The sequence below is a fragment of the Kribbella sp. NPDC055071 genome, assembly GCF_053608045.1.
In genome coordinates, this window is sequence record NZ_JBSGUS010000022.1 from 70,555 (window position 1) to 82,548 (window position 11,994).

General features: G+C 66.6%; 14 protein-coding genes. 3 read left to right on the plus strand and 11 right to left on the minus strand.

The features are described 5' to 3' along the window. Nucleotides 1-121: 121 nt before the first annotated feature. Nucleotides 122-1,372: an oxygenase MpaB family protein gene (locus ACWF4Z_RS30670; RefSeq protein ID WP_452246649.1), complete on the plus strand. Its 1,251-nt coding sequence runs from the start codon at nucleotides 122-124 to the stop codon at nucleotides 1,370-1,372. Nucleotides 1,373-1,403: 31 nt separating this feature from the next. Next, complete coding sequence (locus ACWF4Z_RS30675; protein WP_452246650.1) at nucleotides 1,404-2,072, plus strand: TetR/AcrR family transcriptional regulator; 669 nt, start codon at nucleotides 1,404-1,406, stop codon at nucleotides 2,070-2,072. Nucleotides 2,073-2,100: 28 nt separating this feature from the next. On the opposite strand, the gene ACWF4Z_RS30680 is transcribed toward ACWF4Z_RS30675, so the two are convergent. From ACWF4Z_RS30680 to ACWF4Z_RS30720, 9 genes are all read right to left on the minus strand, one after another. After that, nucleotides 2,101-3,366, minus strand: coding sequence for an ABC transporter substrate-binding protein (locus ACWF4Z_RS30680; RefSeq protein ID WP_452246651.1), 1,266 nt, complete (start codon nucleotides 3,364-3,366; stop codon nucleotides 2,101-2,103). Next, nucleotides 3,363-4,430 carry a branched-chain amino acid ABC transporter permease gene (locus ACWF4Z_RS30685; RefSeq protein WP_452246652.1) on the minus strand — a complete coding sequence of 356 codons (1,068 nt, stop codon included), beginning with the start codon at nucleotides 4,428-4,430 and terminating at the stop codon, nucleotides 3,363-3,365. The genes ACWF4Z_RS30680 and ACWF4Z_RS30685 overlap by 4 nt, the downstream gene beginning before the upstream one ends. After that, on the minus strand, nucleotides 4,423-5,298 hold the full coding sequence (locus tag ACWF4Z_RS30690) for a branched-chain amino acid ABC transporter permease (RefSeq protein ID WP_452246653.1): 876 nt from the start codon (nucleotides 5,296-5,298) through the stop codon (nucleotides 4,423-4,425). Before ACWF4Z_RS30690 ends, ACWF4Z_RS30685 begins: the two co-directional genes overlap by 8 nt. Further along, nucleotides 5,295-6,059 (minus strand): ABC transporter ATP-binding protein, encoded by a 765-nt coding sequence (locus tag ACWF4Z_RS30695; RefSeq protein ID WP_452246654.1) that lies wholly within the window; start codon nucleotides 6,057-6,059, stop codon nucleotides 5,295-5,297. The genes ACWF4Z_RS30690 and ACWF4Z_RS30695 overlap by 4 nt, the downstream gene beginning before the upstream one ends. Then, nucleotides 6,056-6,814, minus strand: coding sequence for an ABC transporter ATP-binding protein (locus ACWF4Z_RS30700; protein ID WP_452246655.1), 759 nt, complete (start codon nucleotides 6,812-6,814; stop codon nucleotides 6,056-6,058). Before ACWF4Z_RS30700 ends, ACWF4Z_RS30695 begins: the two co-directional genes overlap by 4 nt. Nucleotides 6,815-6,961: 147 nt before the next feature. Then, on the minus strand, nucleotides 6,962-7,606 hold the full coding sequence (locus tag ACWF4Z_RS30705) for a response regulator (RefSeq protein WP_452246656.1): 645 nt from the start codon (nucleotides 7,604-7,606) through the stop codon (nucleotides 6,962-6,964). Further along, complete coding sequence (locus ACWF4Z_RS30710) at nucleotides 7,585-8,733, minus strand: GAF domain-containing protein (protein ID WP_452246657.1); 1,149 nt, start codon at nucleotides 8,731-8,733, stop codon at nucleotides 7,585-7,587. The genes ACWF4Z_RS30705 and ACWF4Z_RS30710 overlap by 22 nt, the downstream gene beginning before the upstream one ends. Before the next feature lie 128 nt (nucleotides 8,734-8,861). Further along, on the minus strand, nucleotides 8,862-9,308 hold the full coding sequence (locus ACWF4Z_RS30715; protein WP_452246658.1) for a pyridoxamine 5'-phosphate oxidase family protein: 447 nt from the start codon (nucleotides 9,306-9,308) through the stop codon (nucleotides 8,862-8,864). A 953-nt stretch (nucleotides 9,309-10,261) separates the two neighbouring features. Then, complete coding sequence (locus ACWF4Z_RS30720; RefSeq protein WP_452246659.1) at nucleotides 10,262-10,852, minus strand: ArsR/SmtB family transcription factor; 591 nt, start codon at nucleotides 10,850-10,852, stop codon at nucleotides 10,262-10,264. A gap of 58 nt (nucleotides 10,853-10,910) precedes the next feature. Between ACWF4Z_RS30720 and ACWF4Z_RS30725 the strand changes: the two genes are divergently transcribed. Next, nucleotides 10,911-11,486, plus strand: coding sequence for a dienelactone hydrolase family protein (locus ACWF4Z_RS30725; protein WP_452246660.1), 576 nt, complete (start codon nucleotides 10,911-10,913; stop codon nucleotides 11,484-11,486). Here the strand turns inward: ACWF4Z_RS30725 and ACWF4Z_RS30730 are convergent. Next, on the minus strand, nucleotides 11,483-11,719 hold the full coding sequence (locus ACWF4Z_RS30730; protein WP_452246661.1) for a hypothetical protein: 237 nt from the start codon (nucleotides 11,717-11,719) through the stop codon (nucleotides 11,483-11,485). The genes ACWF4Z_RS30725 and ACWF4Z_RS30730 overlap by 4 nt on opposite strands. Next, a complete protein-coding gene (locus ACWF4Z_RS30735; RefSeq protein WP_452246662.1) occupies nucleotides 11,719-11,913 on the minus strand; it encodes a hypothetical protein in 195 nt (64 codons plus the stop codon). Before ACWF4Z_RS30735 ends, ACWF4Z_RS30730 begins: the two co-directional genes overlap by 1 nt. Nucleotides 11,914-11,994: the final 81 nt, after the last annotated feature.

The following is an 11,994-nucleotide window of genomic DNA, read 5'->3' on the forward strand; positions in this document are numbered from 1 at the left end:
AGATCCTCAACCGCTGCGCTGTGCGAGAGATCTCAAGGAAGAAGGCCTGATAGTAAATTGACGAGCGACACTTTAAAGTCGTACGGTGATGGGACCCAACGCCCTCAACGAGGTGACATCGATGACCCGGTCGACCGACGTATCCGTCCCGGAATGCTTCTCCTACTTCCAGGCACAGCGCAGTCCTGACGGGCTCGCGGCCAAGCGGCAGCTCGAACGTTTCGCGAAGCGCCGGCTCGAGGTCCCCGACGAGCTCGCGATCGCGTTCGGGCAGGCGATGAACACCGGAGACCGGCTCGGCGACGCGTACATCGACGCGGCGTTCGCCTCGCCGAGCGGCAAGAGGCGGGCCAGGAAGGACGTCGAGCAGGCTCTGCAGGACGGGATCGAGAGTGTCACCGATCCGTCGCCGGAGCTGGTGGCGCTCTTCGAGCAGATCAACACCGACCCCGACTGGGTGGACTGGGCGAAGGTCGAACACGGCGCCGAGGTGTTCCGCCGGTACCGGGAGCTGTACCCCTACTTCGGCATGGTCACGTTCAACGGCTACACGCTTGAGACCATCAGCAAGCCGCTCGCGATGACCGGCGCGTACACCGGCGGATCGGCGTTCGGCCGGTTCCTGGAGACCTGTCGCTTCTGGACCGACACCACCGAGCCTGGCGCCCTGCGGCCCGGCGGTGTGGGACGCCGGTCCGCGGTGTTCGTGCGCACCCTGCACTCGATGATCCGCCACACGCTGCTGCCGCACAGCGAGTGGGACCGGGCCAAGCTGGGGGTGCCCATCAGTCAGTTCGGGATGTTCGGGACGCTGATGCTCAGCTCGTTCGCGCCCGGGCAGCAGCTGAAACTGATCGGGTATCGCCCCACCGACGCCGATGTCGAGGCGATGATGCACCACTGGCGGTACGTCGGACACCTGATGGGTGCGGAGGCACCGTGGTATCCGGAGACCGTCGCCGACGGCTTCCTCGCCCAACTCCTGCTCACGCTGTCGGACACGCCGAAGCCGAGCAAGGACTCCGACGAGCTCTGCCGGTCGTTCATGGACACGTTCCGGCCCGGACCCGATGTGCGCGGCGTGCGTCGGGCGTACGGCGACCTTCGGTTCAAGGCGCAACTCGGTCACGCGCGCTTCTATCTGGGTCAGGACAACTTCCGCCGCAGCGGCCTGCCCGACCCGGGCCTGTGGCGGTACGCGCCGCTCGCCCGGGTGGTACCGAACTTCACCCGGGAAACCCTCCGCCGGCACGTTCCGGGGGTGGCCGGGTGGATCGATCGGACCAACCGGCGCGATCGGCAGGAATTCCTCAGCCGGAACCTCGAGGGTGGCGCCGCGAAATTCAAGCCTGTCGACAAGCTCACGCGGTAACGGCGCACCGGCCGCCCGCTAAGGTGCTCGTATGCCCGATCTACCGCCGCGGGTCGCCCGCCCGCGTGGTCGTCCGCGGAAAGACGAACAGATCGCGCCGGCCGATCAGGTGCTGGCGGCCGCGATCGAGGCCTTCTCGGTGCACGGATACAACGGGGTGTCACTGCGGACGGTGAACGACCAGTTGGGCGCCAGCCGTAATTTGCTTTATCAGCGCTTCGGTTCGAAAGCCAATCTGTGGCGTGCCGCCGTCGACTGGGCGTTCCGCCCCCTGGTCGAGCATCTGGAGGCCGCGGACAACGAGTCGGCCGACCCCATGGTGCGACTCCGGGTGCTGACCCGGAGCTTTATCGAGTATTCGGCGTCGCGGCCGTATCTCGCCCGCCTGGTCATGGTGGAAGGAAGCGTCGGCACAGACCGGCTCGAATACCTTTACCACACCTATATCGAGCCGATCCGTGCGCGGTTCCTTCCCGTTTTCGCCTCGCTGCGCGACCAAGGCAGAATCAAGAACATCCCGCCCGAGGTGTTCTATTTCCTGCTGACCTCCGGCGGTTCCGCGCCGTACGGGCAGGCCGGGCTCGTCGCATTGATGAGCCCGGACCTGATCCCGACCGACGAGAATGCCGCACAGTTGTACGCCGAGAATGTCGCCGAAGTACTCATCAACGGTCTGGCATTACCCGGCGCACCCGGATGACCGGTCTGCCCCTTCGGTGCGGAGGGTGCTACTTGGTTTGGTGAGGTGCTTGGTAGGTCTTGGCGTCGTCGGCTTCGAAGAGGGGCTCTACTACCTTGGCTCCGCCTTCGACCGAGGCGTCGGGCTGGGCCACGTAGACCTGGCGGGTCGGCGGGGCTCCGGGGTTGGAGAAGTCGAGGGTTGCGACCAGGTTGCCGGTGTCGGCGGAGGTCGTCTCCTGCAGTGCCTTCTGGATGCCGTCGCGGGTCAGGTCCTTGTTGTCACAGGCCTTCTTTAGTATGGCGCCCCACACTTCGGCCACCGCGTAGCCGTAGGGGACACCGGCGTTCGGCGCCTCGGTGTAGCCGGCGGCCTTGTACTTCTGCACGATCTCCTTGGCCTTCGGGACATCGGCGGAGTACGGCACGGTGCTGGCCACGACGTACAGCTTGTCGAGCGCGGACGCGGCCGGGCTCTTCAGCAGCAGCGGGTCGTATGCCGGGTTGTTCGACAGGACCGGCACGTTGAGTCCGAGTGCCTTGTTCGCGGCCATCGCGGATCCGGTCTGGCCGGGTGTCGTCGTGAGCAGGATCGCCTTGACCCCGTCGCCCTTCAGGCCGGTCACGACGTTGGTCAGATCGGTGTCGGTCGAGGTGAGCTTGACGTCCTTGAGCTTCAGCCCGTGCTTCTCCGCGTAGTACTTCGCGCCGCGGAGCCCGTTCGCGCCGTACTCGCCGTCCACGTAGATGTGCCCGACGGTGTCGCCGTCCTTGATCAGCCCCTTCTTCTGCAGGTACGACAGGCCGTCGATCATCTCGACGTCGTAGGTGGTGCCAACGACCACGACGTACGGGTTGCTGAGCAGCTCCGACGACCACGAGGCCGGCGTCGTGGTGACCTTGTCGGCCTGTACGTCGCTCTTGAGCGCGGCCATGATCGGCGAGCCGGTGATCTGCATGAACCCGAGGATCTTCGGCTCCAGTTGCGGATACAGCGTCTTCGCGGTGTCTGCCTTGTACCCGTGGTCGACGATCTCGAGCTTGACCTGCCGCCCACACACACCGCCGGCCGCGTTCAGGTCCTTGACCCACAACTCGTTGCCATGCGTGATCGCGGTGCCCAGGTTCTTGAAGACACCGGTCTTGTCGGTCATCACGCCGAGCGTGATCTCCTTGTCGGTGACGCCGACTCCGGACTTGACCCCGTCCGACCCCGAGGCCGCGCTGTCGTTGGTATCCGCCTTGGTGCTGCAGGCTGTCACCAGGAGCAAACAGCAGCCTGCCGTCAACAGCTTCGGTTTCAGGTTGAATTTCATGGTGTTCCCCTTCTGGGCTGAGTGAGCCTCCGCCCGATCGCCGCCAGTCCGCCAGGCTCGAACAGCACGATCAGGACGATCGCCGAGCCGTAGACCAGGGAACTGACGAGAACCGGCGTAAGCCCGCCTTCGGCCGACCCGTCGAACCAGCCCAGCTCCACCGAGTACAACGCGAGGATCTGGGGCAGGCCGTTGACGAGGACGGCACCGGCCAGCGCACCAGGCACCGAGCCCAGGCCGCCGATGATGGCCATCGCGAGGTACGCGATGGAGATGTTGATTCCGTAGGTGCCGAACTCGCTCTCGTCCGGTTTGAGAATGTCGAACCAGAGAACGGTCATCACCCCGGCCAGACCGGCGTACGCCGATGACACGGCGAAGACTCCGGCCTTGACGCGTCGTACGTCGACACCCATCGCCGCCGCGGACGCCTCGTTGTCCCGGACCGCCCGCCATGCGCGACCGACCCGGCCCTTCACCGCACCCCGCGCGAGGACGAACGCGATGATCGCCAGCGCGAGGAACAGGTACCACACCCGCTCGGTCGCCCGCATCCGAACGCCGGCGATCACCAGTTCGCCTTCGTTGGAGAACGAGAAACCGAACAGGGAGAACGCCTCCGGCGACCGGCCGGTCGACGTACCCCCGGTCAGCGACGACGCCTCCTGCCCCAGGTAAAGCCCAAGGAACACGAGCGACAGCGACGCCACTCCCAGGTAAATCCCGCGCAGCCGTCCCGCCACCGGAGCGAACGCCAGCCCGAGTGCGGCGGTGATCAGAACCGCACCGAGCAGAGCCGGCAACGGATTCCAGCCGAACCCGATGAGGTCCTCACCCCGCGGTCCGGAAAGGACCGTGTACGACGTGGCACCCGCGAGCACGAAGAACGCATGGGCCAGCGACAACTGCCCGGCCTGCCCACTCAGGAGGGTCAGCCCGATCGCGCCGACCGCACCGATCATCACGAACTGACCAGCCTTGAGCCACGCGGCGTCGAGATAGAGCGGTAGGGCAAGCAGTACGACGAGAGCCGCCACCCAGGCCCCGATACGGAGCTTAGACACGAAGCGTCTCCCTGCTGCCGAACAATCCCGTCGGCCGCACGACGAGGACGACGAGCATCACCAGGAAGACGGCGCTCTTCGCGAACGAGAACGAAATGTAGTGCGTCGACAACGCGTCCACGAGCCCGACCGTGAGCCCACCGACCACAGCGCCCGCGGTCGAATCCAGGCCGCCGAGGATCGCCGCCGGGAACGCGGCCAGCGCGATCGAGTGTGTCCCGCGGGACAGACCCGCACCGGAGAAGTCCTGCGTTGCGATGAACAGCACCGCGACGCCGGCGAGCAGGCCCGCCACCAGCCATGCGCTCGCCGTCACCCGCGAGCTCCGAATCCCTACCAGCGCTGCGGCTTCGGAGTTCTCGGCCTGAGCACGCATCCGGATTCCCCAGTTGGAGAAGCGGAAGGCCAGGAAGAACGCGGTGATCAGTACGGTCGCAACCGCCAGCGCGAGGAGGTGGGTCCGGAACAGCGTGATCCCGCCGACGTTGATCGGATGCGCGTCCCAGCTGCCGCCCAGGAAGGGAAGTGAGATCCCCAAGCGTCGAACGATCTCCTCGGTGATCACCACATCGGCGCCGATCGTCAACAAGGCCAGGCTGAACGGATCGGCCAGCCTGGACAGGGACATCAGCCGCTCGAGGGCGACCGCCAGCAGTCCGGCGCCGACGATCCCGATGACCGCGGCGCCGGCCCAGCCGACCGAGTCCCGGGTCACGACGACGAGATAGCCGCCGAACATCACGAACGAGCCGTGCGCGAAGTTGACCACCCCGGTGGCCTTGAAGATCACCACGAAACCCAAGGCGAGCAAGGCGAACACGGCGCCCTTGCCGAGACCGTTGAGTACCAACTGGACGAACGTGTTCACGAACGAACCTCCGTACCGAGATAGGCCTTGATCACCGCGGGATCGTCGCGGACTTCCTTGGGTGTGCCGTCGGCGATGACCCGGCCGAAGTCGAGCACGGTGACCTGATCGGCGATGCCCATCACGAGGTTCATGTCGTGTTCGACCAGGAGGATGGAGATGTCGAGGCCGGTGTTGACCGCCTGGATCGTGCTCGCCAGCTCGGCGGTCTCGGCCGCGTTCAGACCGGCGGCCGGTTCGTCGAGCAGCAACAGCGACGGTTCGACCGCGAGGGCGCGGGCGATGTCGACGCGTTTCGCCTTGCCGTACGGCAACGAGCCGACGGTCGCGGTGAGGACATCGCCTATCCCGAGGAAGTCGCAGATCTCCTTGGCCCGCGCTGTGTGCCGGCGCTCCTGCCGCGCGGTCAGGTTCAGCGCACAGGCGAGAAAACCGCCGCGGGTCAGGGCATGACGACCGAGCATGACGTTGTCCAGCACGGTCGAGTGCGGTGAGAGGGCGGTGTTCTGGAAGGCCCGGCCGACACCGAGTTGGGCGCGTTGGTGCGGTCGCAGTACGCCGAGGTTCTTACCGCCGAGCGTCAGCGTCCCCGAGGTCGCCCGGTAGAGTCCGCTGATCACGTTGAAACAACTGGACTTCCCGGCACCGTTGGGCCCGATCAGCGCATGTAAGTTGCCCTTGGCAACGACGAACGAGACGTTGTCCAAGGCGCGCAGTCCACCGAACTGCAAGGTCACGCCGGCAACGCGCAGGTCCGTCATCGGACCCACCGCGCCAACGTCCGTTCGGTAGTGGTCACCGGCGCTTCCAGCTCGGCATGTCCGCCCAGATAAAGGCTTTGCAGCTCGTCGCTGTCCGCCAGCTCCGAAGCCGAACCGGACAACGCGACCCGGCCGACCTCGAGCGCGACCACGCGATCCGCGACGCTGAGCGCCATCATCGCGTTCTGTTCCACCAGCACCACAGCCGTTCCCTGTGCGTGGATCTCGCGGATGGTCGCACCGATTCGCTCGACCATCAGCGGAGCCAGTCCGAGCGACGGCTCGTCGAGCAGCAGGAGCCGGGGGCCGGACATCAACGCCCGCCCGATCGCGAGCATCTGCTGCTCTCCGCCCGACAGCAGCCCGGCTCGTTGGCGCGAACGCTCTGCTAGCACAGGGAAAAGTTCAAGCACTCGTTTCTTGGCGGCAGTCCGCGCCGACGCCGAGGCCGCAGCGATTCCGCCGGCCCGAAGGTTCTCCTCGACGGTCATCCGGGCGAAGATCTGCCGGCCCTCCGGTACGCCGACGACGCCCTTGCGCACGATCACGGCCGGATCGAGCTTGTCGAGCCGCGCGCCGTCGTACCGGATCTCGCCGGCGGAGATCACCCCGCGGTGCAGCCGCAAGGTGGCCGAGATCGACCGTAGGACAGTGGATTTCCCGGCGCCGTTGTTGCCGAGCAGTGCCAGTACGCCGTCATCGGGCACATCGAGGTCGACACCGTGCAACGCGGCCGCCGAGCGGCCGTAACGCACACACAAGCCTCGTATCGACAACACAACGAGCCCCTCCGCTCACCCGGCAAGCTAGCCAGTGGCGGTATTCTGCGCAGCGCGCTCCGGCCGACCACACCCCCAGATGGAGAGGGTGTTACAACAACCCGGCGTCAGATGACGCAGGTGTTACAACAACCCGGCTTCGCTCGCCTTGCCGATGGCTTCGACCCGGTTGCGGGCTCCGAGCTTGTGCAGCGCAGATTGCAGGTAGGTCTTCACCGTGTTGCGGGTCAGGCCGGTCGACTCCGCGATCTCCGGGTTCGTCTTGCCCTGCGCGGCATGACGCAGCACTTCGTACTCGCGCCGGGTCAGCCCGGTCCGGGCCAACGCACCGGACCGCTGCGAATCATCAGGCAGGATGCGTGGATCCACCACGCGTTCCCCGCCGAGCACCCGACGCAAAGCCGTCGACAGATCGGTCCCGGCCACGTCCTTCAGCAGCCCGCCGTCGGCGCCGGCCTCGATCGCGGCGATCACTCCGCCGTGGTCCGCGTGCGCGGTGAAGATGACGATCTTGACGCCTGGATGCACCTGCCGCAGCCGGGTGATCACCTCGGGCGCCAGCATGTCCGGGAGTCGAAGGTCGAGCAGCACCACATCGGGAAGCAGCTCGGCGGTCCGGTCGATCGCGGCGTGCCCGGACTCGGCCGAGCCGATGAACACCAACACCGGATCGGCCCGCAGCAGCCGAGTCACCCCGTCCCGGACGACGGGGTGGTCGTCGACGACCAGCACGGTCTTGGCCGCGGTCATCGGGTGTCCGGCAGCCATGCGCGCAAAGTACATCCGCCATCGTCGTCGCGGACCAGACTGACCCGGCCGGACACGTTTTCGGCCCGTTCGGCCAGGGATCGCACGCCCATCCCGGTGCTGTCGGAGTTCTCCGGAGCTGCGCCACCACCGTCGTCGGCGACGACCAGTTGCGTGCCGCCGTCGCACGGACCGAGGCTGACGATCACCGAATGCGGCCGCGCGTGCTTCTCGATGTTCAGCAGGCCTTCCCGGACGACGGCCAGCAACAACGCCGTACGCTCGGAATCCATCGGCGCGACGTCGCCCAGCTGGACGAACCGCGTGGGTACGCCGGTCCGCGCCTCGAAGGACCTCGTGTACTCGGCGAGCCCGACCGGCAACGCTCGTTCGGGGGTGGAATCCGACAACGACAGCAGCGACTCCCGCAGTGCGCTGGATGCGGCCGAGATGTCGGACTCCAGCCGGGACAGGCGTAGCTCGAGCGCGGGGTTGTCCCGGATGGCCTGGTGCAGATCGCGGACCTGCACCCCGATCGAGAACAGCAACGCGCCGACCGAATCGTGCAAAGCGCTCTGCATCCGTTGCCGTTCTGCCGTAACCGCCGCTGCCTTGGTGGTCTCCGCGATCCCCGCGATCCGCAGCGCGGTCGCGGCCTGCTCGGCGATCTCCTCCATCTGCGCGACAGCCTTGTCGCCGAAGTCGGTCGCCGTCCGCATCGCGGCGTACATGACCGCGACCGTCTTGGTCTTGCTGAGAATCGGTACGGCGATCATCGCGCCGATGCCCTCACCCCGGACCTGCGCGTCGAAGTGATGGGTGATGTCGGTCGAGGAGACGTAGTTGCTGACCCGGACCGCCTGGCCCAGCGCCAGCACCCGGCCGCCGATGCCCTGGCCGACCGGGACGGTGAGGTTCTGCAGGAGGTCGGTCCGGGTGCCGGACATCCACCGGACCACCGCCTGATCGGGCGCCTCGAGGTCGGCGACGAAGCCGGAATCGACCCCGATCGTGGCCCGGATCATCCGGGCGGTGCCGTGCAGGGCCACGATCCGGTCCATGACCGTGAGCAGGCCGTCCCGCTCGCGCAGCATCTCGTCGAGCACATTGATCTGCTCGACGGCACGCTCCGCCGGGTTCCGCCGCACGTTCGCTAGGGTCGCACAGCAATCCCGCTCACGGATATCTCCAGGTGGAGATGTTATCGACCCGCTGCCGCCACCGGACCGACCCCGGCCGTTGCCCAGGGCACCGGGATGCCGTCCCTGTTAGTTAATCAACTGGTGAAGTGTTCCGGCGTCAGCAAGACCGCCGTACGACGGTCGGCCACCATCTCGCGGTCGTATTCGTCGAGGTCCGGGTGGCTGCCGCCCGCGGCGTGGTAGATGTCGCGCAGCAGCACCCGCAACCGCTCGGGGTCGATGCCGTCGAGCGCGTCATCCGGTCCGGCGAGCTCGACCGGCCCGGTGACGCCGACCCACTGCCACCCAGCCCGAAACACCAGTGTGGCGTGCGGATTCCGACGCAGATGCGCGAGCTTCGCCGTCCCGCCGCGAGCGACCATGGCAACCACCGGTTCGCCGGTGAGCGGATGATCCAACACCCCGGCATTCACGACCGACGCAGCCGGCTCGCCAGACTTCCGCTGCGTGATCATCACCGCCAGCCAGTGATCCTGCCGCCCCAGCTCCGCAACCCGATCAAGTCCCGCACGAGTATCCATACCCCGAATCTAGACGTCGGCCGGGAGCGTGGGGGTACAGGTCATTAGGACGTATACGGTCACTGAGCGCGAATGTGCGCCTGCGGGCTGGTCTCGGCGCAGGGCAGTGGGGATATACGGCTCTTGTGTTGGATGTGTGGGTTGATGCGGACAGCGCTTCGCGGCGCCTGGTCCGTTTGCCGCCCTTCGGCGGGGGGCGCGGATGGCTGTTGTGCGCTCAGGTCGTGTACGCGAGCGGGGTGGTGGCAGCGGATGCCGGCGATGTGGTTATCGCGGTCTCCGAACCCCTTGGGGGTTGTGAGCCGGGTTCAGGTGATCGAGTCGTGGATCCGGGTCAGGAATCGGCGGCGAATTTCGCCGATATCCACGACTCGAAAAACCCGGCCCGAACCACTCGCCACGACTCGATGCGCCCGGCCACGGCCGCCGCCGTCGCCCCGAGCACGATGCTGACCGCGAACAGCGCCCACCGGTCTTTCCGGAACTTCCTGGTCGCTATCCGCAGATTTACTTCCGGAAAGACCCAGCCCGCCCCTCACCACGGTCCGCCCCCGTGATCACACCCACCCCGCACGGACCCCATTCGTCAGCCTCACCACAGTCCACTCCCGTGACCACACCCCGCGCGTGCGACTACTCGGGTGAGCGGCTCCGGAATAGCTGCGATCCGACCAGCACCATCACGCAGCCCGGAGACCGCGCCACCACAGTTGCCTCGCGTCGCAGCGACGCCGAAGGCGCCCTTGACGCACACCACCGCGACTGGCACGATCACGCAGCCCGGAGACCGCGCCACCACAGTCGCCTCGCGCAAAACCACACGAGCCGGCGAATCCACCACCCGCGCCCCCGCCGCAGGCGGCAACAGCACAGCCGCCGCGAAGCGGCGACCAATCAACCCACACATCCGACACAAGACCCGGATATACGTCCTGTTGAGCTGTACGGGCTCGTTACTTCTCGGCGGGTGGGAGGGTCGGGTAGTCGAGGATGGGGTAGACGCCGACGGTGAAGCCGTAGGTGGTGGCGCCGGAGCGGGGGAGCTGGTCGAACTCGTGGACGATGCCCATCACGCGTGTCCAGAACTCGCCGGCCAGTTCGTCGGGGATGCGGGCGTGGCGGATGAATGTGCGGATCTGACCGGCGTCGTACGCCGCCTTGGACTCGCCGGCCGCGACCTCGAAGTCGTTGAAGTCCCCGGGGAGGCGTTCTTCGTCGCGGCCGAGGCCGTAGTAGAACATCCGGGCCGCGCGACCGTAGAACCGCTCCTCGATCGCCCGGACCTTCCGGGTCCGGACCACGCGCAGAATGCCTGCGTCGGTCAGCACCTTGACGTGGTGCGCGACCGTGCTCTTCGGGCGTTTGACCGCGGTGGCCAGCTCCGTGACCGTCGCGGCCCGCTCGTGCAGCAAGGAAATGATCGTCGTCCGCAACGGGTCGCTGAGCGCGCGGACCTGCTCGATGGTGGTCAGCTCGATGGTGTCCTCGAGCTCGTAGTCCGGGACCTGAGCAGGACCGTCAGAGGCTTGGCCATTGATCGACATGATGCGAATAGTCTAACATCGTCGATTGTTCGAGATAAATGGATCATTGGAGTCGAGCATGGCCGAGATCGTGATGTTCCACCACTCGCAAGGACTCACCGACGGGGTGAAGTCCTTCGCGGACGAGCTACGCGGGGCGGGTCACACCGTCCACACTCCCGACGCGTACGAGGGCCGGACGTACGCAACCATCGAGGAGGGGATGGCCTACGCCAAAGAGGTCGGCTTCGGGAATCTCCTCGAGCGCAGCGTGAAGGCCGGCGAGGAGCTGGGCGACGGACTCGTCTACATCGGCCACTCGCTCGGGGTGATGCCCGCGCAGCAGTTGGCGCAGACTCATCCGGGCGCGAAGGCCGCCGTGTTCCTGTACTCGTGCCTGCCGGTATCCGAGTTCGGCACGTGGCCGGACGGCGTACCGGTGCAGATCCACGGCATGGATCACGATCCGTGGTTCACCGAGGAGGGTGGCGACCTCGACGCGGCCCGGGAGCTGGTCGCGAGTACCAGCGACGCGGAGCTCTTCCTTTACCCAGGGGCGGACCACCTCTTCGCCGACGCCTCACTTCCGGCGTACGACGAAGCGGCAGCCTCACTGCTGAGGAGCCGAGTGCTCGGGCTCCTCGACAAGCTTTAGTCCGTTTCGAGGGCGTGGAGTTTGGCGAAGGGGGCCTGGATGCGCATGAGCTTTCCTGCACCGAAGTCGACGACGACTGCATAGCCGCCGTCGACCGAGCTGATCCGGCCTAGTCCTTCTTTGTCATGCGACACCCGCTGCCCGACCTCGAAAACTTTGATCGGGTCCGGCACGCGGGGTTTGAAGGGGCTCGTGGACAGATGACGACGCGTCGTCCCGCGGAAAGAATCCATCAGGCTTCCAGTATGCGCCAACCCTGCCGTGCCGGGGAACCGGTCAGGATTTCCTGTGCCTGATCCGGTACCCCGGCAGCGTTGTCAGGTCCGTGCACCTTCGGCCGCGAGAGCGGTGACTTCTGCGACGGCAGGGTCGTGCCGCCGAAGGAGATCGTCAGCTGGGCGAGGATCACGCCGAGCGCGGCCGCCACCCAGAACAGCGTGTGCCAGGTGAGACGGGCCTGCCGACGCTCAGGGGTGAGCGGGATGGAATTAGTTGGTTTGTGCAACCA